This window comes from Vibrio sp. FF145, assembly GCF_041439075.1.
GTDB lineage: Bacteria > Pseudomonadota > Gammaproteobacteria > Enterobacterales > Vibrionaceae > Vibrio > Vibrio tasmaniensis_A.
The window spans coordinates 18,663-41,353 of record NZ_JBGONH010000046.1 but is presented as its reverse complement, the minus strand read 5'-3'; the positions used below and the strand labels follow the sequence as shown (position 1 = coordinate 41,353).

The window sequence follows — 22,691 nt, the reverse complement described above, 5'->3', positions numbered from 1 at the left end:
ATTATCTGCTAACTGCAAGATCGTTCAAGTCTTCTTAAACGATCGGCATTAACTCACTTTGAGTAGGTTTTTTATGACACACCCTAGTAGTTAACAATATTGTAAGTTATTTACAGATACGTTTATTAATTTATAAATATCAAGATTTCCTAAGTATTATTTTATAAAAACAGTTTAAATTGAGATCCTGTGCTGCACAACGAAACAAAAATAACTGACTAAGTTTTGAACACATTCACCTTGCTGATAGATTTTATCCTGTAGGGCAAATGCTCTATTAATGATAAAAACTAAAATAAGGATTATTTATGAGACCATCATTTGCTATCAGTATGGTACTTGCAACGACAGTGGTTGGCTTCCAGTCTTATGCACAAAATATTGAGACAACAGATTCATTAGGTATTGCAGAAAGTAGCGCAGCGCAAAAGCAATCTTTGGCGTTACAAATCAGCGAGCGTTATTCCGATCTTGAGCTTTCATTGAAGGCTCAGATCTCAGAAAAGAACTTATCCGCGCCTGTAGATAAATTGAGCTCTACTCAGCCCTACTCTGCATTTTCAAGCCGGATGCAGAAAGCGGATCTTGGTTATCGCAAGATGAAAGGGATCAACGACTTCAGCGACTCTGTGTTAGAGGTTCGCATGGCTGATGAAGCGATGATCGAAGCTTGGAAGAATGGTGAAAACCCGCTGTTTGCTTTCGAACCATCAGGCGATGATTCAAACTGGCAATACATCGAAGCCTATGATGTGTATGGGCAGGTTCACGAACTAGACGTGTACCAAATGCCAGACGTCCCAGTGTTTGTGGTTGATAGTAACGGTGCTGAAGAGCTCAAAGCAGGCCTAATGGCGATGCAGGCAGAGATGCAAAAGCTGGGTACTACAACGAAAATCAATGCCGTTAGCGATACCAATGCCGACGAGAGTAAACCTCAAAAATCGTCTTTGATGAACAGGGCTCGTCGCTCGATGGCCTTGTCGGAACCTGAGCCGTTGAATACCACACAATTAACCAAAATCCGTTTAGCCGTCGACCAAGAACCTTGGATCTCTGGTAAAGCGGAAATCTACGCTATCGTGACGGGTGTCGATTCAAGTCGTTTAGAGCCCCAGATCGACCTCGTTGAGATGCCTTATCTGGACTACGACAAACAGACGTACTACCCGAACCAGACCGTCATCTTCTGGCCTCGCTACCGTTGGGGCGCTGCAGACATGATCTTAATGGAACACGATGATGGCACAGACTACAAAGCGCTAGCAAAACTCTTAGTTCAAGCCGCAGAAGAGATACTGAAGATGATTCCTGATCCAGAAGTTCAAGGTTATGCGATCATCCCTCAGATCACAGGCAAGATTATCGATGTGATTCCTGATGGCGTATTAGTCAATGATGACGACTTCGTGGACGTGTACTACACCTTAATGCAGAACACACCTTATGTAGACCGTCCGGGCGCAGGCGGAAATGCTGTCGCATCGTTTGCACCAGTCACCATTTCACCAACAGAGTAAGTCGTTTCTTATTTAGTTAGGGCTTAATCGCTAGGCCCTAACTCTTCATTATCGAAGGTAAGTCAAACACAAAAAATCTACTCAGAACCTAATTACAAGGAGTAATCAAACACAATGATGTCTTCTAAAAGCGGACGAAACACATCTTTCAGCGCATCATGCTCAGGGTGCGGAAGGTAATTCTGGCGGCCTTCTTCATCGGCGAACGTCATTAACACCGAGTGGGTATAACCTTGATTCTTGTTTTCAGGGCTGTCATTTAATCCCCATTCTACTGAAGTGACCCCTTCAACCTTGTTTGGCATCGCTTCAAACAGCATCTTTAGTTTTTGAACCTCTGAAGCTTCAGCGTTTTCTTTAAACTTAATCAGTAGAATATGACGAATCATTCCCGTTTCTTTTTGAGTCATTCCTTGTCCTTTCGAGTCGTTCGCTTACTGGTTTGTAATGCTTAACCAACACCCAATAGCGATCTAAAGTTAGAGAACAACAAAATGCCACACGTTACACAACATGCCAAGGCTAGATCGCTAGAGTTTATAAAATACTCCACAACCCAATAACGAAAAATGCTGCACCCGAGGGCGCAGCATTTCTCATGACAATGGTAAGCACATCTTTAACGTTAATCACGACGACCTGTAAGCTGGATCGTTTGGTCTTGATCAACGTTCTTTTGGAATTGGATTCCGCCGTTAGACGCTTCATTTCTTCCTTCAAGTGTTAAGTCAGATTCAACACGCTCAGCCTTTACTTGATTAGCTTCGCTCCTTGCCATGTCGATAGTACCGGTATAAGTTCCGTCAGCAGCGAAAGCTGTGTTCATTGAAAGAGCCATCAAGCCTAGTGCGATAAACTTGTTCATACATCACCTCATATTATTTTTAATTATTTGTTCGTTTGATATCTGTGTTTCTTTGTTGGGGTAACTTTAGCGCTTGAGTGATAGCGACTCGAGGAAAAGCAAGATTTACCAAATGGAAAATCAAGGGATTAGCGAAGTTCTGACGCTGTTCTGTCTTATCTGTTTTGTACTACCACTATGATATTAGAGTCACATAATTTCTGTACGCCTACCGCACCGAAATTACTGCCTATAAAAGGATTCATTTGGAGAGCCTGTGGACATCAATTTAGACATTCAAAATATCCTCGTCATCAAGCGTATGTATGAACTTCGCAATGTTGGATTGGTTGCGGAGTCCCTAGGCAAAACCTCTGGGGCGATCAGCAAGAACCTTTCGAAATTAAAGTTGCAGCTCGACGATCCACTGTTCATTCAAACCAAACACGGTTTTGAACCCACGACTTTTGTTGAAACCAACATCGAAAATTTTGAGCAGATCTTGAGCAGCGTTGAAGCCATTAAACACCAAGTATTTTCGCCAGAAACTTACCAAGGTGATATCAAAATCTACGCAAATACCTTGTTCTGGGAGCGCTTTGGCTCGAAGCTCTACTTTGCTCTGAGTAAAGAAGCCCCGCATGCTCACTACTCATTCGTTCGATGGGGAAGCAATGTGAGGAACAGGCTCATCGACGGCGAAGAATCCATAGCGGTTCATTACTTTGATGAAACCTTGCCACAGTCAATTTCTCAAATGGAATTCGGCAAAGGAAAAGTGGTGTTCTTCGTGAGAGAGGATCATCCAGCGAAAGACTTTGAGTCGCTCGCCAACTACCCAATCATTCTATTTAAAACCCCGGGATGGAATGACAATAAATACCCGATCCTTGATCGCCTTAGGAATATCGGTTTTCACGTCAACCCAAGAGTGGAAGTCGACCACCCTGCGATGATTCACGATGTTGTGTTCAAATCCGACTATTTTGGTATCACTCTTAGTGGCAGCGTACCAGAAGGCTGTCGTAGTATTGATTTGCCGGAAAAACTGACGATCGATGTGGGTTATGTGATGAGCTGCCGTCGTTCACAGAAAGACGCGCCTTTGAATCAATGGCTATTCCAAATGCTAAAGTCTACGCTAAAAAACAAACAAGCGTAGTTCAACATCTAAAGGCCTAAATGATTACCGGGTTAACTGCTTAAAGGCTTAACCGCTTAGCTGCTTAGCTGCTTAACGACATAACTCCCCTACCATCCAAAAAAAGAAAAGGCTCCCGAGGGAGCCTTTGATTATGTTTCTAGTGACTATTCGCTTATGTTTTTATTTTAAAATGCTTCTTCGAGCGTTTGTTCATTCTTTTTTTCTGTTTGTTTCTCGCTGGTCTCTACCTCTTTCAAGCGCGCAGTGAAGTGTCTTAACACCGGCGGCTCGTAAGTAAAATCGAGCCCTTTCACTTGTCCTGCATTCTCTTTCACTTTTTCGAATGCTTCGATGATGAAGTCCATGTGCGTTTGTGTGTAGGTCGCGCGTGGAATGGTTAAGCGCAATAATTCTGCAGGACATGGATGTTGTTCACCGGTTGCTGGGTCGCGACCTTGCAGCAATGAGCCAATCTCAACCGCTCTGATACCCGCGACTTTATAGAGTTCACACGCCAAAGCATGTGCTGGGAACTGACCTGCAGGAATATGAGGAAGCAGTTTACCCGCATCCACAAACGCAGCATGACCGCCTGCTTGCTGGCACACGATGCCCATCGCTTCTAAGCCATCAACAAGGTATTGCACCTGGCCAATGCGGTACTCTAACCAATCTTGGCGCATACCGTCATACAGACCAACCGCAAGACGCTCCATTGCGCCGCCTTCTAACCCACCATAGGTTGGGAAGCCTTCTTGCACCACACACAAAGTTCGACACTCGGTGTACACATCCATGAAAGAGTCGTCTTTAAAGCACAACAAGCCGCCCATTTGTACCATGGCATCTTTCTTGGCAGACATGGCTAAGCCATCCGCGTATTTGTAAGACTCACGTGTGATCTGTTCGATTGTCCAATCTTGATAACCGACTTCACGCTGCTGAATGAAGTAAGCATTTTCAGCGTAGCGTGCAGAATCCATGATCACAGGGATGTCGTACTTCTGAGCCACTTGATACACGGCTTTAAGGTTGGCAATAGAGACAGGTTGTCCACCAGCAGAGTTACAAGTAATGGTACTCACAATGTAAGGAACGTTAGCCGCGCCCGCTTCTAAGATCGCTTCTTCCAGTTTCACCACATCGAAGTTGCCTTTAAAATCCGCATTCACTGAAGTATCAAATGCTTCTTTGGTATAAACGTTTTTCGCCACACAGCAATTCACTTGGGTGTGACCTTGTGTTGTATCGAAGAAGTAGTTAGACAGAGCAACCATTTTGCTGCGATCGAGTCCCTTTTCCATTTCACGCTTCTTGATAAGAACAGGAATGTAGATCTGCTCTGCGCCGCGCCCTTGGTGTGTTGGAATCGTCAACTCGTAACCGAAGATATCCTTAACCGCGTTCGACAATGCGTAGTAACTGCGGCTACCACTGTAAGCTTCATCCCCCATTAACATCGCGGCTTGCATGCGCTGAGTAATAGATCCTGTTCCGCTGTCTGTCAGTAAGTCGATAAACACATCATCACTATCAAGTAAGAATGGGTTCATCCCCGCATCGACAATGGCTTGTTCACGATAGGCACGAGTTGTTCTTTTTACTGGCTCTACAACACGAATACGAAACGGTTCTGGTAGATGTTTGAAGTTTTCCATAATAATACCTTTCAATACATTCCGATCAGGTCGAAATCTATTTTCTTTAGATGTCACGAATCCTCACCATTAAATTATTAGTTCCGTATAAATACACACATAAAATTAACAGTGAAAATAAAAAATTAAAAAATGACTTATTAATCAAACCTAAACAGAGGCTGAGATAATTAGCGAGAACGACAAAACAACGAATATTCCGCACGAAATAATAAGTGCGATATTCATGCGTTCAAAGGTTATCAAAGCTGCTGATAGGTAAACAAAGCATGCTGCTTTGCTGGCGCGTGACGCCTAGAGGGTACTACTCTGAAGAAAGGCGGAACGAGAGCTGGTGATCTAAGGTATACCAAGCTAACAAGGTTAGCCATGTTGTTGATTGCCATTTCAGATACATGTTCACAATATATCCCTACGTTGAAATCAAGATGAACCGAAAATTAAATATAGTGCAATTGTTTTATAAATACAGCTTAGAAAAGTATAAATGTGATCAAAATTTGGAATGGTAATTAAATACGATAGCATGTTATATAAACTGTGAATCACAGCCGTTTATATACTATTAAACTAGTTCAACGAGTTACTTAATAATATCGAATCTCTTTTGAACTCAATATCTCTCTAATAAGAGGCGAAGATGGCTGTTTTCTAAAAAGCTATCTTCTAGAAATCTACTAAGCTAAAAACGCCAAGCTCTGATGAGGCTCAAACCTCACCAGAACCGTATTCGCAGTGAATGACTTACTTCTTCTTAACCACTTGTTTAATCGCCATTTCAGCTAACTTCGGAGTCGCGGCTTTCAACGCACTTGGTGCCACCTTCTTACCGACTTTTACTGCTTTATTCAGTTGGCCTTTAACCGACGTGCCTCTTTTCATGGCTTCTAAACGTTGGCGGTTTCTCTGAACGTTATTTGCGTCAGCGATACGCTCAATCAACGTCTGCCTTAAAGTATCTAAACCAAACTGTACCTTTTCTGGCGCAATCGCCAGCGGCAAAGCGATGTCCGGCTGCAACAATGTTTGATTATATTCGAGCGCTTGAGCAATGATCTTTGCTTTGGTTGATGTTGGGTTCTCTAAGTCATACGGCGGTTGCCACTCATCTACAGGCTTTAACCTATCTACTTGATTCACAACTGACACCACAATCGGCTTCTTGCGTGAGATGTTCTTAGGATCATCATAGAAAGCATCAAATCTATCTTTCAACTGCTTATCCAAATCACGTGCAGATTGATTGGCTTTAAGCACCCATAACACCACATCGGCTTGGGTCATCTCTTTAAGCATCTGCGCTTCGGTTTTAGGATTGCCATCAAGCCCTTGAAGATCAACCACGCGAACATCATTATCGTCGACAAACGCGTTGTAGACGGTTGATGTATCGGTTGATGGTAGAACATCGACCTCGGCAACCAGCTCTTGCTTAAGAGCGTTGATAAGTGAAGATTTACCCGAACTTGTTTGCCCAACCAGCACGATTCGCACAGGCTCTAACTCAGGAGCAAAGCGTTGTTCGTCGAGTTCAGAAACATCGGACGCTTTAAGTGCTTCATCTTCAATGCTGAAACGTCCGCTATAGAGATCAATCGCCACCGCCGCAACTTCATCTAATAAAGCTTGTTTAGCGGCGTATTGCATGTCATCAACCACGCCTCTTGTCATTGAAGATGTCGCTTGCTCTCTACCTAAATCAGAAACAACTTTTAACGGGTTCAAATAGAGGTTTTTGAGGTGATTCCCCCAAATAGCGGCCTTAACGATCTTCTGCCCTAGCTCGCCATATTTGTCATAGGCTTCGTAGCCCGCTTTGATGTAAGAAACCTTGAGATACTCAATGCCCGGTATATGCTCTCGCACTACCAGTTTGTAGCGTCGGCTTACCTCTTCGAACAGCTTTAGCCCTTCAGGAATCGAGAAGTCGAGCGATTTCTTATCAAACTTTTTCGCCACAAACTCAAGTACTTCTAAACCGGTTTGGTCTAGGTTACCCCACTCTATGTCGACCATTAATTGTTGGCGCACATGGTGTTTTGAATCATTCCAGATCGACAGTTCTTTTTGAGACCAATCAGTCGAAGCCTTAACCAATGCATCGTTGATATCAGCTTTGTTATGTTGTGATTCAGCTTCAGATTCAGAAGCATCTTCGCCAAGGCCGTCGCTCTCTTTATTTGAGAAGGGCTCCGTACTTGAAGATCGGCGTGAAGAGCGGCGTGAAGAGCGGCTTGAAGAATCGCATGAAGAACGACTAGAAATGAACAAGGGAATGGTGAATACCAAGGTACTCACGGCAATGGCAATCGACATTTCGAGTAGGTAACCGTATTTGATCGCCAAGAAGACACCAAAACCCATCATGATAATGCTTGGGAAGATGGCCGAAATAAGAGCAATGCCCCAGCGGCCGCTCGATAGCACCGCCAGTAATCGAAATAGGTTTCTAATTTTCTTCATAGCCCGACGCCGCCTTTCCTTTTTTCAGGGATTCTTTGTAGATCTTCTGCATCTCTTGCTCAGACACTTCTTCACCTTTGTTCTTATGATAGAAGTAAAAACAAGCCGCGCGACCTAAACCATAAGAGGTGCCGAAACTCATTGCCGCTGCAGCCACCGCACCTACCGTTTGACCATAAACTGGAATCAGCTTTATCAACTGTCGAGTGCCCAGTTTCATTCCGTATTGCAAAGCAAAGCTGCTTCCGAGAGTGCCTATCAACTCACTGAAGACTCGCTTGTTCCACTCGACCCCATATTGATTCGCCAAGCTATGAAGCATTTTCGCTTGAATCGCAGGTACCGACACCAAACCAACACCCGGAATCAGGTCACTCGCCGCTGCACTTCCTGCATACCAAAGCACTTCGTTTTCAACTTGATCAAAGTTGGCTTCTTCTTGCGTGGAATGCTCTTTGTCTTGCACCATCATTCCAATAACAGGAAGAATACTGGTCAGCTTTTCTAACAAAACGTCATAGTTATATATTGAGCCACTGTTATTGCTCGAGTCATCCGTTTCAAAATCCACCGTGACGGATTCAAACTCTTTACCCCAAGCCTTCTCTACTTGGTTGGTGTTGAACTGAACCAGCCTTGCTCGATCTGTTTCACCGGAAAACAACACTGCAGTATGAACAAGCAGCAAGTGTTTAATTTTCTTCTGTTTCTTAATCTGCTTTAGAGCCGCAAGCACTGAGGATTGTTCAGGTTCGTCGGCTTTCATTACAACGACTAACGCATTACCTGCCTGACCAATCTCTTCCAGATCCTCTTTCGCATCATAATTCGCTTCGCTTAGTCCTCTGGTATCGAGAAAGCGCATCACCGGTTTGTCTTGTGGGAATTCGTAAGACATCGCCGTCATGGTACAAGGCGCAAAACCATTGCCGACTTCAACAGAGGAGTCCCCCGTGACCGCTTGAATAAACGATGACTTGCCCGCCCCCGTTTTTCCCAATAGCCACAATGTCGGCAGATGCTGACGCTGGTATTCATGGGCCTGAGTAAGATCTGGGTTCTTGCTCGGATTAATGAAGTCTTTTATTTGGTCAAACATGTTTAGAGTAACGCTCACTTGATGTTGAGATTCGAGTTGATGACAAAGCAATACTGACTTATATAATCACAAATCATATTAAACTTATGTTTGTTCAGTCGCACAGGTTTACAATACCTAAACGCTTGTTTTTATTTGCGCGCTCATTCTTTATAGGCGCTTTTTTATACGTGCGGGTATCATCGTATTGATTCACCCATCGAACGAACATCAACAAACAAAGAGAAGTAAAAGGTAAGTATGGAACAAATTTATTTAGCTGGCGGTTGCTTATGGGGCGTACAGGAATTTATTAAGTACGTTCCTGGTGTTATCAGCACAGAAGCAGGCCGTGCCAATGGAAGCGCCCAGCTAACAGAAAACGGGGCGACGCAATGCGATAGCACGCAATGCAATGGCACACAAAGCGATTACGATGGCTATGCAGAGTGCGTACAAATTGAATTTGATCCAAGCGTCACGTCTGTAATGATTTTGATGAAACACTTGTTTGAGATTATCGACCCTTACAGCGTCAATAAACAAGGTGTCGATGTCGGAGAGAAGTACCGCACAGGCGTATACAGCACCAACGCAGAACACTTAACCGAAGCTAAGCACTATATTTCTTCAAGAGATGATGCCGACCGTATCGCACTCGAGATATTGCCGTTAACTCACTATGTCGCGAGTGATGATATCCACCAGCATCACCTAAGCCAGTTCCCTGAAGATCACCACTTATGCCATATCCCTTGGGATCTGCTGCATAAGTACAAATCCTAGACTTAAACGTTACGCCTTGAGCCCTGAGCCCTGAGCCCTGAGCCTAGAGCCTAGAGCCTAGAAACAGAACACTAAAAAGCCCCAATAAGCATTTCATATTGGGGCTTTTTAAATTATTTCAGTATGAGCTAAAGCCAGAAAGCTTATTGAGTGATTTTCAAAAGCTCTCCGTACATATCACATTAAACTTTGGCAGTTCAAACGAACGGCTACCGCAATCGGTAGCCGCTGTAAAAAGTTATAGTTTTTGATTTAAAAGGAATTAGCCTTTGGCTGGCGTCACTTCGTCTTGTTGCTCGACTTTGTCATCGACCGCTTTAACAAGTAACAGACCGACAGAGAACACAATCAAACCACACAGAACGAATACCATGCGTCCCCACATAGGGTTTGGCAGTACGAACATTGTCATTACGCCCACACCCGCTACCGCGATAAGTGAACCCAACATACGACGTTGCTTGTTATCCAGTTTCTTCTGTTCATTACTCTCAGCAACTAACGGTGTTGCTAGATTGTTGAAGAACTTGTCGACATCTTTCTCACGGTGTTCCGGTAATGGCTTGTAGAACAGTGTTGAAAGAACGAAGAAGCCAGCAGTAAATACGATGTGACCGATAAGGCCGATAGCCACTTTCAGGTCAGCCCACTCACGGCCAGTTAGTTCGTTTAGACCGAACCAGTTTTGAATCATGTCCGCAGTGATAACGAAACCAACAAAGTAAGAAACCACACCACCTACAACTAGCGTACCCCAACCTGCCCAATCCGGTGTTTTACGGATGAAGAAGCCACAGAATGCTGGAATCGTCATTGGGAAGCCTATCAATGCGCCCACGTACATCATGGTGTCGAACAGGCTCAGACCTTTAAGAGAGTTGATGAACAGAGCAACCAAGATGATCGCGATACCGAAGAAAGTAGACGTTAGCTTAGAAACAACCATTAGCTCTTTCTCTGTCGCTTTAGGGCGAAGAATCGGCTCGTAGAAGTTCTTAACAAAAATACCTGAGTTACGGTTTAGACCAGAGTCCATTGAAGACATAGTCGCAGCAAACATAGCGGCAATCAGAAGGCCAACCATACCTGCAGGCATGTATTCTTGAACAAAGTAAAGGTAAGCGAAGTCAGCGGCTTTGCTGCCAGCTTCTGGGTAAGCTGCTGCTAAATCAACACCTTGACCTGCCATGAACCAAGAAGGCATGAACCAGATGATTGGACCAAGCGTCATTAGTACACAAGCAAGCAGTGCAGCTTTACGTGCGTTGTTTGAATCTTTCGCAGCAAGGTAACGGTAAGAGTTAAGCATGTTGTTGGTGATGCTGAACTGCTTTAAGAAGATGAACACAGCCCAGATGCTGAAGATGCTCATGTAGTTCAGGTTATCACCCGTAATGAATGAATCTGTTGGGAAGTCGTTAACGATCTGCGTAACGCCGCCACCGTGGTAAATCGCAACCACAGCACACGTCACCGTTACCGCCATGATGATAACCATCTGCATGAAGTCAGATGCGATTACCGCCCAAGAGCCGCCTGTTACTGACATTACCAGTACAACCAGACCCGTTAGGACAATCGTCGTTGTCATATCAAAGCCGAAGATACCCGATGCGATGATCGCAAGGCCGTTCAACCAGATACCAGCAGAGATAACGCTGTTTGGCATGCCAGACCAAGTAAATACTTGCTCATTAACCTTACCAAAACGCATACGAATCGCCTCAATTACCGTCACAACGCGCAGTTGGCGGAACTTCGGAGCGAAGTAAAGGTAGTTCATTAGGTAACCGAATGCGTTCGCGATGAAGATAATCGCTACGGCAAAACCATCGGTAAAAGCTTTACCTGCTGCACCAGTAAATGTCCAAGCACTGAACTGGGTCATAAATGCGGTTGCACCTACCATCCACCACAGCATATTACCTCCCCCACGGAAGTAATCACTTGTCGTACTTGTAAACGTTCGGAACATCCACCCTATCGCAATTAAGAATAGGAAGTAGATGCCAACTATCAGGGTATTGAGTTCCATCTTGAGACCTTTTTATTCATGTTTTTTTGTTAAGGTCACTATAGATAGATGGCAATCACATTTGTACTACAATAACTTAAATGCGTGACAGTGATCTTACAGTCCAGGACTTAAATAATCATACAAGTGATCGAGTTCAAATTTGCAACAACAGTCAACACGATGCATCAAACTTACACATCCCAAACGTTAATTTTCAGTTCAAACATCAAAGACAAGAACCATGAAACACTAAGATACTGATAGGTAAGAAAATAAACACAAAGGACAAATAACTAACATAGAAGCTAACGTCATATACGAGCCATCTACAAGGTAAATTGATAGAGAAACTCCACTTACCAACAAAGTGAAAATGTTTATTTTGTATGATTACTAGAAGCTACAACTAAATAAAAAACCGAACCGTTCCGAAGTTCCGCAACTTGGCACCTCAATAATGAAAACTTGAAAACCACTAATATAAGCTGACAGTCTTTCACGGAAGTGAAATGCTTTTAACACACCGATTACACTTTCCCCGTCCATTAAAAAGGTGTCATTATGAAGAAATACGTCCCAATCTTAATTGCTCTTAGTACGATGTCTTCTATGAGCTATGCAGCCACCAGCAATGATGATGTTGTTGACTATTTGCAGATGCGAAAAGGCGTGGCTTACCAAGTCAACCATTCAAAGCCATTTACTGGCCAATTTGAAGAGAAGTTCGATAACGGCCAAATCGCGACCAAAGCCCAATTTTCCGATGGTCTAGAACTTGGGTTAGAAACAAATTGGTATCAGAATGGCCAAGTCGCTTCTAAAGTGAATTACGTTAAAGGTAAACTGCAAGGCAAGGCTGAAACCTGGTATCCCAACGGTCAGAAAAAAGCTGAGCTCAGCTATAAAGACAATGAGCTGTCGGGTGCTGGCTCTCGTTGGTATCCGAATGGCGAACAAAGCCTAACAGCCGAATTCAGTCACGGGAAAACAAATGGATTAGTAACGAACTACTACCCTAATGGCAATAAGGCTAGCCAAGCGAAATTTGATGAAGGCGAAGTAGCAAACGGGAAACTCACTCGCTGGAATACTAACGGTGACAAGGTTGAAGAACTGACCTTTAAAGACCACAAAATCACGTCTAAACAAGTTTGGATGCCGACAGAAAGCTAGTCCAGTATAAGTTTGTGCTAAGGGCTAGTTTACTGAGACTGTCCTAAATCCTGTATAATTGGTCCATAGCACTGCTCTTCCTGAGCGCATATGACTAGAACGGACTGCATTGTCATGAGGCTACTTTTCAGAGGTAATCTCAGCGTGAATAACGTTGATCTTATCTATCAACCTCACCTACCTATCAACCCCACCTCTTCGTACCTGATACATTGAAAAGTGCAACTGCAGTAGTGGGTCAAACGGATTCACTTGAACGTGCGGTGAGCAACCGAAAAGCTTAATCGTTAATCGTCTTGATAGATGCCCCAGATAACCCTCAACTCAGATTTCAGACAAAAAAACGCTCATGTTGCCTGTATCAACATGAGCGCAAGGGCAGATCTTCACTACCATGTCCTACCTTTCTAAACGAAAGCAGAAGTTATAATTAGAATAGTTGGGAGCAATAATTAAGGTGTCACCTAAAACACCTTAATTATTTGTTTTAACATAGACTGAAGACTGAAGACTGAAGACTGACAGCCTTCTCCACCTCTAGCTTACTGTCCCCAAAACAGATAAAGCCCACATGTTTCAATTCATTCAAAAATTCACATCGTCGATGGTTCATCCGACAGCATTAGACAACCTGCCCTCATACCAATCTCAAATTCAAGATCAGCTTTGTCGCTCAGCCATCATAGTGATCTTATTCACCCACCACTCGAACGCCAAAGAATAATAATGTATTACAAATAAAATCTACAGTGAAACATTACTATTTTTGCTATAGCGCACATTACAGAAAGAAGCCCCAACAAATAAATTAATATTTATTCTTTTAAAACAATGGATTACTTAATCCTATCAATTTGTAACGATCTGTGTAAATGAGATTTATGATAACAACAAGATCTAATTCACAGATCGACCTTCACATTATCTATAGCATATTTGTATTATTTTAATGCAAGCAGGGCTCGGCGAATTCAACAGATTCAAAAAGACTGTTGCATTAATCAAACGAATTACCCTATTTGGCTCTAACTTGAGGCCAATACTCAACCTATAAATATGGAATTAATACCATGAATAAAACTAAAATCGTGATTGCTGTGGCATCTGTACTCGCTGCTGGCTCTGTATCTGCGGCGTCTTTCGATATGAGACACGAATACAAGAGTCATACAGATCAACACGCTACTCGTGTAAAACTGGGCGATAGCATTGGCAACTTCCTTGTAGATATCGAAGCGAAATTCAAGGGAGAAGACGGCGAGTTTATGGAAGATTTGAAGAATAATGGTTGGGAACTTGGTCTTAATTATCGCCATGTGCTTAACGATAACTGGACGATGACTTACGGCATGCCAATAGAAGGTCGCGAGTCTGGTGTCACATACAAACCTCAAGTTCGCGCGACATACAGTGTCGACAGCATTGACGGTTTAAGCCTAAGTGCACGTTACCGTTACGATATGAGACAGAACACAAAATCAATTGCAACTGACTCAGACGGCAAGCCAATCTTAGATAACGGCTACTTAACTTATCAAAACGATGAAAACCAACGTCGCCATCGCTTAACAGCAAACATCAACTACTCAATGGAGAACTGGCGTTTCGGTTTTGAAGGTAACTACTACAAAGCAGATGATTACAACATCTACGACAACGATGATACAAACTACGAGTTAAATGCAAGTATTCGCCACATTATGGGTCAATGGGCACCATATGTAGAGTTTGGTGATGTGAGTACTTCATCGACTAAAGCGACTCGTGAACTGCGTAGCCGTGTTGGTCTAACTTACAGCTTCTAATCGATAGCTATATAAATAATCTAAGATAATTACTGTCCTAATTTTCTAAGACCTAAACAAAAGCCAGCTTAATCGCTGGCTTTTCTTCTTTCAAATCAGGTCATTCAACAATGATTCGCTTACAGGAAGATACAACCCTAACGGCTGATCCGATATAAAAAGGAAAGTGTCACTTCATCATTAGGCACGACTCGCTTCTGCTGAGCCAAAAACAATTCCGCTGTCGAAACGGCATCGGCTAATGCATTGTGGCTGTTGTACTCAGGAAGCCCATACCTGTCTCGCGTACCCGCTAGAGTTAAATCCACCTCTTCATGGTTACTGATCGCTTTCTCCATGCTCTTCTCAATACATAGTGTATCTAGCCAAAGTAAAGGCAACTGCCTTAAGCCATAGTATCTTAATAGATACTGGCTAATGAACTTCTCTTCGACCACACAAGCGTGCGCGACGATGATCTTACCTTTTGCGGCTTCGAAAAACGTCAGCATAGCATCATGAATTGAAGCGCCCTCTTCCAGCATTTGTGGTGTGATGTGGTTGATAACTGCAGTTTCAGCATTGATCTGCGAATCGTTATCCAGATAAATATGCTTGGCGGACGCTAAGTCTATTCGCCCCTTGACCACATCGACCCAACCCATAGATAGAATAAGGTCTTGCTCGCTGTCTAAGCCTGTAGTTTCAAGATCTAAAACGATATATTCGCTATCTTTGGCCAAGTCCGTCATCTCTGGGCAAGGTTGATCCACAAGAGCATGTAACGCCTCTGGCAGCTTAACCGTATTCAAATATTGCTTTCGTGTGCGCTTAATTTTCTCAAGAGGATGAAAGTAATTTAAAAACGATTTCATTAGCGTGCTCCGAAACGGATTTTCGCGGCTTCTTGAAGGTCAGCAATGATCCTAAAGGCATCTTTCAAGTGTTTACGCTCAAAGCTACCAAAGCTATCTGGGTTGATGTTGTTGTCAGGCACATCCCCGTTCTTCAGCGCTTCAAGTTGATGACCAAATCGGAAAGAGAGAATGAACTGGTAAGAGCCCAGAATGTTCTTGAATGCGTCGTCGCTCAGCATGCCTTTTTCATTGGCAGCTGCGAAACGTTCATCGGTTGCTGACAAATCACATTCCACCGCTAATCCGTAAATACGCGCAAGATCAATAATCAAGTTAATGGCGTACTTCTTCACATTGAGTGTTTTCTTGTTCTCACCCGATTTCTCTAGAACCAAACTATTGAAAATACCCAATGGCGGGTTGGTGTTTACCGCATCTTTCACTAGTGTGCTTAAAAACTCACGGTTACTGCGAATGTTAGAATGCAACTCATCACGAAGAATGCCTTCGAACTCACTGTTGCCATAGATGGTTCGAATTTCTAGGAACACACTGATGTTGAGTAAGCGTTCGTACTCAGGGTTAGCCACCCACTTCTTGTAGTAGTGCTTCCAAACGCTGAGTGGCTGACACCATTTTGGTGTCGCAGCCATGAATTTACCCGGACACAATGGATAATCACAACTCGCTAATCCGTTAGTCACCATCATCGCTAAATGTTTGAAGTAAATACGGTCACTGTCTGTCGCATCGTCAGAGAGTACAATCGCACTATCTTGATCCGACAGCATATGGACTTCATTACGAGCGTGCGAGCCCGCAACAATCCAAGAAAAATCACAAGGTGGTGGGCCTAACTTATCAATCGCTATCTGAATCAATCGGCGTGTGTAGGCGTCCATAATCATGGTCATGACCTTACCTACGGTTTCCGGTGCAACCTTGCCTTCCACCAGCGCTTCAAAAATAGCTTGTCGCTCTGGGGTAAACGAAGACATGGTTTTCACACTGCCCGCGTATTTGATTTTCTCGATTAAGAAGATCGCTTGGACACGATGGTTTTGAACTAAGTGAGACGTAGTGAGAAGACCAACGACCTTATTATCTTTCACAACGGGCAAGTTACGGATGTTGAATTGCATCATGATAGACGCAGCATGCAGCACCAGATCATCCGGTTTTACCGTCAGTGGAGAATGCGTCATCACCTCGGAGATCAGGCTATCAGTGCTGACACCGTGGGCGATCACTCGCTTAGTCATGTCACGGTCGGTAATCAAACCAACAATGGTTTCACCCTCATAGATCACGGCACATGGCGAGCGTTGATGAAGCATTTCAACCGCGACCGACTGAATAGTTTGTTCAGACTTAACGATAGCCACCTGCCCGCTTGCCACTTCTTCAACCTTACGAATGAACAAGCCTTTTTCTTTATTTGACCACACAACATCAAGTGCCGACTTCAACCGAACCTGCGCCTGTGATGCAAAGTGTTCTGCGCAGCTTGGGAATGCCTTGAACAACGCTTGAAGCGCCGAATGTGGAATCACATAAAGTAAGCTATTTTCGATTGCGATCGCTCTGTAGCCTTTCTCGTCATTAACTTCAGAATCTAAGAACGTAAAGCCGTACAAGTCTTCACTGCCTAAACGAGCACGAAGTACACCGTCTGACTTTCTTTGCTCCATAGAACCGGTTCGGATGATGTAGAGCGACTTTTCTTTACCCGACTCACATAGATCAACCACATCCCCCTTGCCGAGATAAGTGATCTGAACATTGGAGGCAAGTTCACGAAGTGCTTGTTTAGGGATCTTATCGAAAGGATCTATCTGACCGATAAATTGAAGAATATTTGGCAAAAGAGATTGAGGCATAACCATACTCGCATTTGTTTGATTAGTATTATTATATAATTAATATATCGAGTTGCGAGTTGATTTTTAGGTTGAATAGCAGAATTGATCAAGTTTTAGAGATCAGAATAAGAAGTGCAATGTCAGAAACATAAAAATACAGATACAAAAAAGCACGCTAAATGCGTGCTTTAAAATTTGTAAGGGCACATCAAGTGCTTTCAGTTAGCTTGTTACAGGCAATCGGTGATTTGATTCTTGCAAGTGACTTGCCGAAACTTGGCGTGCTTTATCACTATTGCCTGCCATAATGGCTTCGTATATTGCGCGATGTTCGTTAATGCATGTGCTGCCTTCTTCTGAAGAGTGCACAATAAAGTTAACAAACATCGTCGTCAATATGTTGCCAAACGGTAAGTAGAAATCATTACCCGTTGCATTGAAGATAAGGCTATGGAACTTCATATCAATATCTAACCAGCGAGCTTGATCAAGCGTTTCTTCGCTAGAAATTTCTACCATTTTTTGGAAAATTTCTGATAATTCAATACGTTGCTCTGCAGTTGCAAACTTAGCTGCCAATGCACACGCTTCAGGCTCAATCGCACGACGTAAACCTAAAAACTGATGACAAAACTGATCGGTATCAGCTAGTCCATCCATCCATTCGATAAGCTGAGGATCTAAAAAGTTCCAGTATGCACGATCAACAACGCGAGTGCCGATTTTAGGGCGTGACTCTAAAAGGCCTTTTGAAGTTAGAAGTTTCACCGCCTCTCGCAACGCCGTGCGGCTAATACCAAACTGCTCACACAGAGCCATCTCACCAGGGATAATCGAACCCTGAGGTAAATTACCCGACAAAATACCACGAGCGATTTCACGTGCCACCTGCACATGAAGGCTTCGCTTAGAGCCTGAAATAGATTTGAAAGTTTCTGCCATGAGTCTACTTACTTATTAGATATGTATTATTTAACTCGTACTATAGCACTGAAAGTATAATGCACCAAATGAGGGGGATAATAACGTGAGCTCCCTTATACTCTATGGTTCTATCAAAATCTCACAAACTTTTCGAAGCTTATCACTACCAGTCGTACCTTCTTATTTATACATACAAATAGTTCCTATTTACGCAATTTTGGCATGCGTAACATCACAAAAATCACCTTAACTTGTGAGTTCCCCTTCACTGCGACGCATTTCTATCGTTGTACACTTGATTGAACCAGGTGTTATTGTATGATTTATTAAAAATAATAGGTGACTGTAGATGTTTGACTCGATAGCCGCTACAAGCATTATCCCTCAAGCTTAAAGTCGCGCTAACTTAAATCTATCCGCTGTTTTTATACTTAATACGTCAGCCTGAGGTGGTTTATATGGCTATATTTTCATTGGTGGCAGATTCAAGCCGCCGAATTCATGTTCAAGTGGCTCGACAGATTGCGCGTAAAATTCTGTCGGGAGAGCTCAAAGAAAAAGAGAAATTACCCAGTGAAATGGAGTTGTGTGAAGTCTTTGGCGTCAGTCGAACTGCACTTCGCGAATCGACAAAGCTACTTTCAGCCAAAGGGCTTATCGAATCAAAACCTAAAGTGGGGACTCATATCAGGCCACGTGCTCAATGGCACTTTTTAGACCCTCAACTCCTAGATTGGATTCAAGATCTGGAAGACACCAAACCCTTCTTATCTCAATTTTTAGGCTTAAGAAAAGCGATTGACCCAGAAGCGTGTGCGCTTGCGGCATCCAACGCTACGGTAGAGCAACGTAAAGAGCTTTCGATTCTTTTCCAAAAGATGACCATCGCGGCAAATGGCTTTGATTATGAAGAGTGGACAACCAACGATCATCTGTTTCACCAAACGATTTTCTTGTCGACGGGTAACCAGTTTTACATTCCGTTCGCGAACATTCTGTCGACGATTTTCAAACAGTTTATCGACCACTCTGCCGAAGGCGGTCGCTTCTGTTTAGAAGAGCATAAAGCGATATATGATGCGATTATGTCAGGCAATGCGAATCAGGCTCGAATAGCCTCTCAAGCTTTACTTGATGATGAAAATCAAAAGCTGTCTAGGGTTGAATTAGCCATCGCATAACCAAGATTGACCAGACTGACTCGTGTATCCCAATACACGAGTCAGTCAGTTTTAGCGCCCATTTTTAACCATCCATTACCGTAGTGTTTCATCTTTAAATGTTGAACTCGGGTCCTCTCAGAGAAAACTTACGGTTACACACATAAGGTGTTGTTTGTGTCTACACAATCGTATGTAAGGAAAAATTTCTCTCTCGCCTGGCCCCTAGCCCTAAACGGTATATTGATGCAGTCGATGTTGATGATCGATACGCTGCTGGTCTCTCCTCTTGGTGAAATACCTTTGGCTGCCATGGGAATTGCGACGACTATGGTTGCCTTTGTACTCGGTATTCAAATGGCGCTGGCAAACGGCACTCAACTAGTATTAAGCCGCGCCGTAGGTTCTGGCATCACCGCTTCATTATCCAAAGCGTTTTGGGCAGGTCTGTTCATCAACTTAGGTATCGCGACAATATTTTGGTTTCTACTCACCTTTTTAGAACAGCCTTTAATTCAAGCCTTAACCGACGATAAAGCCCTTTACTTAGAAATCAGCCACTACCTTGATATCTCAAAGTATCTCGTCATTTTCACTGCATTAACGCAAGTGATTATCGCCCTATTTAACGCATTAGGAAGAACCAAGATACCGTTTAAAGGGTATTTGATTGAATTGCCGATCAACGCTGTACTTTCTTATGGGCTCATTCACGGCTTTTCAAATTTCGAAGGTATTGGTGTTCAAGGCGCCGCGCTAGGCAGTGTTATTGCTATCACCCTTCGCCTTGTGTATCTGGTTCTTTGCGTGTATTTCAGCTCAGCAATTTCACTCAAATTAGACGCCCAACGATCAGAGTTCATGACAAACGTTCGCCGTCACTTTATCGAGATATTCCCTGTCGCAGCAAATGTAACCATGCTGTTGATTGGCGCAACGATTTATCAGTTACTGTATTCGCAACTTAACATCAACGCGTATGTTGCGATTACTTTGGTGATGCCTTGGATTAGGGCTGTCTCTCAATTTATTACCGCTTGGGCTCACTCTTCCGCAATTACTATCAGCCAAGCGATTGGCTCTAAAAAGATGGATGACCTAGTCAAAGACGTCGATACCAGCATTGATATTGCGGTAGTCATTTCTTTTGTGTGTGCAATCTTGTTCGCAGGCTTAAGTATGGTGATTGGTGACATTTACCCGAACTTGGACGAGTCTACATATCAAGCGTTGGCCGTTATCGCCCCACTCTACATCTTTTTACCGATTGTTCGTGGCTACAACACAGTCCATGGAAATGTATTGAGAGCACTAGGAAAAACAACCGCAGTCTTCAAAATCAACTTTACTGGTCAATGGGTAATTTCAATTCCATTGTGTGCATTGATCATCTTTGGATTAGACGGCTCTATCTTTTGGGCATTTGCCATTCAGCCCTTTGAAGAGCTAGTAAAAGCGCTGCCCTTCAGACATCTTGCTCGCAAGTCATTGAGAGAGTTCGACTCAAACAAAGCCAACGAATTGATGTATGACTGATCGCCACCAAAAAGTAACAAAGTTACTGTCCCGAGAAAATGTCTGAACTGCTTGTGTAGTCTCAGGCTTATCTCATTTAGATCGATATAGCTCAAACGAAGAGCCTAGACATTTCGCTACGCCATAAAGAATAAGGCTGCATTAAGTACACTTCCTTAAAAGATATCGTTCCAAGAATGTCTAAAAACAAGCATAAAAAAACCCACTCAAATGAGCAGGTTCTTTATCCAACCGTGTCTAAACGACGTGATTACTTCTCTAGTTTAGCGAAGTAGTCGAAGATTACTGGTACGTCGTTTTGACCAAGGCCAGCATCTACAGCAGCTTGTAGGCTTGTTGCGGTACCTTGAGCGATTAGAGACTCAGTACCTAGCTCTTCGCAAAGAGCAAGGAAGTAACCAAGATCTTTGTTTGCGTTAGCAACAGAGAAACCTAGCTTCTCTTCGCCGTCTACCGCGTAGAATTTACAGAATTGCATGAACGGAGAGTTAGATGGACCTGCAGACATAATGTCAAACAATTGCTGACCATCAACACCAGCGCGTTGAGCGACAGCGAAAGCTTGAGACATAGTCGCAACCGTTGTCATACCCATGAAGTTGTTTACAAGCTTAGTCACGTGACCAGCACCTAGAGCGCCAAGGTGGAATACGTTTTCGCCTTGCTCTTCAAGAACAGGTTTAACTTTGTTGAAAGTTTCCATGTCGCCAGCAGCCATGATGTTCAGAAGACCATCTTTAGCATGGGCTGGAGTACGACCTAGAGGTGCGTCGATCATACCCGCGCCTTTTTCAGCAAGAGCTGCGCCGATTTGCTTAGTAGAAGCAGGGATAGACGTACCGAAGTCTACGAGTACTGCACCTTCTTTGATGCCCGCTAGAACACCGTCTTCGCCGTAAACGATTTTTTCAACAACAGCAGAGGTGGTAAGGCAAAACTGAACAATATCACTTGCAGCTGCAAGCTCTTTAGCGGAAGTGAAAGCTGTAGCATTGCCACGAGCAGTAACACGAGCCATCGCTTCTTCGCTTAGATCCATTACGTTTACGTGGTAACCGCGTGTTTGCAGGTTTTCAACCATGTTGCCGCCCATAAGACCTAGGCCAATGAAACCGATTACAGGTTTAGTCATGTTCAACTCCAAATATGTTATTGTATGATTATATGCTCATTATAATAACTAGCCGAATCCGCTAAGGCAACCGTTTTAGGACTTTCGTGCGTGATCCAGCGCATGAATTTCGAATGCGGATACTGACATCACTTATCGAATTGGCCTCATATAAACCCAAAGAATAGGTCTTGTGATTAATAAGTGACAAATCAGATAGCAACTCAGTCTTTCGTCCTTCATATCCGACAATATCTAACCGGATACGAATCAGTAAATCATTTACAGATAAAGCTTGATAGGTTTAATTAGTGTACATTCCTATCGTTCTGACCAAAGAAAAATGAGTCAGGCACACTCTTAAAGTTCCCCCCAATAAATCAAAGCGTCTGACACCTTTCCCTGCCCCCTAAAGGTACTAGAGTAGCTCACAACAAGAACTTGCCGAGTCAAGAATAATGCGGAAAAAACACTGTCATTTTTCAACAACCTTATCCAGTAAGTAATAAATTTCGGACAATACAACACCACCAATTGTATTACTTATAAGTTCTAAAAGTCATTGGAAGTTATCGTAACAATACTCGTAGAACCAGATAACAACGTTCATTTTGTTAAATCGTTTCGTTGTCAATGCGCCGCTGCAGAGTTGAACGTTTCTCTAAATTTAGGGGCTGTGATCTTTCGAGCTGGGTTTTGCAGCATCTTGTGGAAAATTTATACAAGGAAGAGGCTTTGACGTGTAGCTGGCCTACATGAAAAGCCGATAACGCT

At 43.3% G+C, this 22,691-nt stretch carries 17 protein-coding genes; 7 read left to right on the top strand and 10 right to left on the bottom strand.

All coding sequences use genetic code 11. From position 1 onward, the window contains the following. The first annotated feature begins 308 nt into the window (after nt 1-308). Nucleotides 309-1,520, top strand: a complete 1,212-nt coding sequence (locus ACED42_RS16530; RefSeq protein WP_371703387.1) for a DUF3103 domain-containing protein — start codon at nt 309-311, stop codon at nt 1,518-1,520. 92 nt (nt 1,521-1,612) lie between these two features. On the opposite strand, the gene ACED42_RS16525 is transcribed toward ACED42_RS16530, so the two are convergent. Continuing rightward, the gene (locus tag ACED42_RS16525; protein WP_009846539.1) at nt 1,613-1,930 is read right to left on the bottom strand and encodes a Dabb family protein; all 318 of its coding nucleotides are present in this window, start codon (nt 1,928-1,930) and stop codon (nt 1,613-1,615) included. A 215-nt stretch (nt 1,931-2,145) separates the two neighbouring features. Further along, nucleotides 2,146-2,385 (bottom strand): hypothetical protein, encoded by a 240-nt coding sequence (locus ACED42_RS16520; RefSeq protein ID WP_371703386.1) that lies wholly within the window; start codon nt 2,383-2,385, stop codon nt 2,146-2,148. A 256-nt stretch (nt 2,386-2,641) separates the two neighbouring features. On the opposite strand from ACED42_RS16520, the gene ACED42_RS16515 reads away from it, so the two are divergent. Further along, nucleotides 2,642-3,526, top strand: a complete 885-nt coding sequence (locus ACED42_RS16515) for a LysR family transcriptional regulator (RefSeq protein ID WP_012603754.1) — start codon at nt 2,642-2,644, stop codon at nt 3,524-3,526. 167 nt (nt 3,527-3,693) lie between these two features. On the opposite strand, the gene tnaA is transcribed toward ACED42_RS16515, so the two are convergent. From tnaA to ACED42_RS16500, 3 genes are all read right to left on the bottom strand, one after another. Beyond that, nucleotides 3,694-5,166, bottom strand: a complete 1,473-nt coding sequence (gene tnaA / locus ACED42_RS16510; RefSeq protein WP_371695830.1) for a tryptophanase — start codon at nt 5,164-5,166, stop codon at nt 3,694-3,696. Nucleotides 5,167-5,910: 744 nt separating this feature from the next. Beyond that, nucleotides 5,911-7,629 carry a GTPase family protein gene (locus ACED42_RS16505; protein ID WP_371703384.1) on the bottom strand — a complete coding sequence of 573 codons (1,719 nt, stop codon included), beginning with the start codon at nt 7,627-7,629 and terminating at the stop codon, nt 5,911-5,913. Then, a complete protein-coding gene (locus tag ACED42_RS16500) occupies nt 7,616-8,728 on the bottom strand; it encodes a YcjF family protein (protein WP_371703382.1) in 1,113 nt (370 codons plus the stop codon). The genes ACED42_RS16505 and ACED42_RS16500 overlap by 14 nt, the downstream gene beginning before the upstream one ends. A 240-nt stretch (nt 8,729-8,968) precedes the next feature. Between ACED42_RS16500 and ACED42_RS16495 the strand changes: the two genes are divergently transcribed. Continuing rightward, nucleotides 8,969-9,493 (top strand): peptide-methionine (S)-S-oxide reductase, encoded by a 525-nt coding sequence (locus tag ACED42_RS16495; RefSeq protein WP_371703380.1) that lies wholly within the window; start codon nt 8,969-8,971, stop codon nt 9,491-9,493. A gap of 262 nt (nt 9,494-9,755) precedes the next feature. Here the strand turns inward: ACED42_RS16495 and ACED42_RS16490 are convergent, their stop codons facing one another. Continuing rightward, nucleotides 9,756-11,528: a transporter gene (locus ACED42_RS16490; protein ID WP_102582864.1), complete on the bottom strand. Its 1,773-nt coding sequence runs from the start codon at nt 11,526-11,528 to the stop codon at nt 9,756-9,758. 543 nt (nt 11,529-12,071) lie between these two features. Between ACED42_RS16490 and ACED42_RS16485 the strand changes: the two genes are divergently transcribed. Together ACED42_RS16485 and ACED42_RS16480 are read left to right on the top strand one after the other, a co-directional pair. After that, nucleotides 12,072-12,683, top strand: a complete 612-nt coding sequence (locus ACED42_RS16485) for a toxin-antitoxin system YwqK family antitoxin (protein WP_371695833.1) — start codon at nt 12,072-12,074, stop codon at nt 12,681-12,683. 1,070 nt (nt 12,684-13,753) lie between these two features. Beyond that, on the top strand, nt 13,754-14,488 hold the full coding sequence (locus ACED42_RS16480; RefSeq protein WP_009846528.1) for an oligogalacturonate-specific porin KdgM family protein: 735 nt from the start codon (nt 13,754-13,756) through the stop codon (nt 14,486-14,488). 137 nt (nt 14,489-14,625) lie between these two features. Here the strand turns inward: ACED42_RS16480 and ACED42_RS16475 are convergent, their stop codons facing one another. The 3 genes from ACED42_RS16475 to ACED42_RS16465 all read right to left on the bottom strand — a co-directional run bounded on the left by ACED42_RS16475 (nt 14,626) and on the right by ACED42_RS16465 (nt 18,128). After that, nucleotides 14,626-15,342: a 3'-5' exonuclease gene (locus ACED42_RS16475; protein ID WP_371703378.1), complete on the bottom strand. Its 717-nt coding sequence runs from the start codon at nt 15,340-15,342 to the stop codon at nt 14,626-14,628. Beyond that, nucleotides 15,342-17,204, bottom strand: a complete 1,863-nt coding sequence (locus ACED42_RS16470; RefSeq protein ID WP_371703376.1) for a DUF294 nucleotidyltransferase-like domain-containing protein — start codon at nt 17,202-17,204, stop codon at nt 15,342-15,344. The genes ACED42_RS16475 and ACED42_RS16470 overlap by 1 nt, the downstream gene beginning before the upstream one ends. 204 nt (nt 17,205-17,408) lie before the next feature. Next, nucleotides 17,409-18,128 carry a FadR/GntR family transcriptional regulator gene (locus tag ACED42_RS16465; protein WP_009846525.1) on the bottom strand — a complete coding sequence of 240 codons (720 nt, stop codon included), beginning with the start codon at nt 18,126-18,128 and terminating at the stop codon, nt 17,409-17,411. A gap of 440 nt (nt 18,129-18,568) precedes the next feature. Between ACED42_RS16465 and ACED42_RS16460 the strand changes: the two genes are divergently transcribed. Both ACED42_RS16460 and ACED42_RS16455 read left to right on the top strand, forming a co-directional pair. Beyond that, entirely contained in the window at nt 18,569-19,291 is a 723-nt protein-coding gene (locus ACED42_RS16460; protein ID WP_009846524.1) for a FadR/GntR family transcriptional regulator, read from the top strand. A 147-nt stretch (nt 19,292-19,438) separates the two neighbouring features. Further along, complete coding sequence (locus ACED42_RS16455) at nt 19,439-20,806, top strand: MATE family efflux transporter (protein ID WP_371703374.1); 1,368 nt, start codon at nt 19,439-19,441, stop codon at nt 20,804-20,806. A 250-nt stretch (nt 20,807-21,056) separates the two neighbouring features. Here ACED42_RS16455 and ACED42_RS16450 read toward each other — a convergent pair whose 3' ends face one another. Beyond that, nucleotides 21,057-21,938 carry an NAD(P)-dependent oxidoreductase gene (locus ACED42_RS16450; RefSeq protein WP_012603741.1) on the bottom strand — a complete coding sequence of 294 codons (882 nt, stop codon included), beginning with the start codon at nt 21,936-21,938 and terminating at the stop codon, nt 21,057-21,059. Nucleotides 21,939-22,691: the final 753 nt, after the last annotated feature.

What these genes read in the sequence shown, in the direction of transcription:
- ACED42_RS16530 (WP_371703387.1), top strand. Translation starts at nt 309, where the DNA reads ATGAGACCATCATTTGCTATCAGTATGGTACTTGCAACGACAGTGGTT.
- ACED42_RS16525 (WP_009846539.1), bottom strand. Translation starts at nt 1,930, where the DNA reads ATGACTCAAAAAGAAACGGGAATGATTCGTCATATTCTACTGATTAAG.
- ACED42_RS16520 (WP_371703386.1), bottom strand. Translation starts at nt 2,385, where the DNA reads ATGAACAAGTTTATCGCACTAGGCTTGATGGCTCTTTCAATGAACACA.
- tnaA (WP_371695830.1), bottom strand. Translation starts at nt 5,166, where the DNA reads ATGGAAAACTTCAAACATCTACCAGAACCGTTTCGTATTCGTGTTGTA.
- ACED42_RS16505 (WP_371703384.1), bottom strand. Translation starts at nt 7,629, where the DNA reads ATGAAGAAAATTAGAAACCTATTTCGATTACTGGCGGTGCTATCGAGC.
- ACED42_RS16500 (WP_371703382.1), bottom strand. Translation starts at nt 8,728, where the DNA reads ATGTTTGACCAAATAAAAGACTTCATTAATCCGAGCAAGAACCCAGAT.
- ACED42_RS16495 (WP_371703380.1), top strand. Translation starts at nt 8,969, where the DNA reads ATGGAACAAATTTATTTAGCTGGCGGTTGCTTATGGGGCGTACAGGAA.
- ACED42_RS16490 (WP_102582864.1), bottom strand. Translation starts at nt 11,528, where the DNA reads ATGGAACTCAATACCCTGATAGTTGGCATCTACTTCCTATTCTTAATT.
- ACED42_RS16485 (WP_371695833.1), top strand. Translation starts at nt 12,072, where the DNA reads ATGAAGAAATACGTCCCAATCTTAATTGCTCTTAGTACGATGTCTTCT.
- ACED42_RS16480 (WP_009846528.1), top strand. Translation starts at nt 13,754, where the DNA reads ATGAATAAAACTAAAATCGTGATTGCTGTGGCATCTGTACTCGCTGCT.
- ACED42_RS16475 (WP_371703378.1), bottom strand. Translation starts at nt 15,342, where the DNA reads ATGAAATCGTTTTTAAATTACTTTCATCCTCTTGAGAAAATTAAGCGC.
- ACED42_RS16470 (WP_371703376.1), bottom strand. Translation starts at nt 17,204, where the DNA reads ATGCCTCAATCTCTTTTGCCAAATATTCTTCAATTTATCGGTCAGATA.
- ACED42_RS16465 (WP_009846525.1), bottom strand. Translation starts at nt 18,128, where the DNA reads ATGGCAGAAACTTTCAAATCTATTTCAGGCTCTAAGCGAAGCCTTCAT.
- ACED42_RS16460 (WP_009846524.1), top strand. Translation starts at nt 18,569, where the DNA reads ATGGCTATATTTTCATTGGTGGCAGATTCAAGCCGCCGAATTCATGTT.
- ACED42_RS16450 (WP_012603741.1), bottom strand. Translation starts at nt 21,938, where the DNA reads ATGACTAAACCTGTAATCGGTTTCATTGGCCTAGGTCTTATGGGCGGC.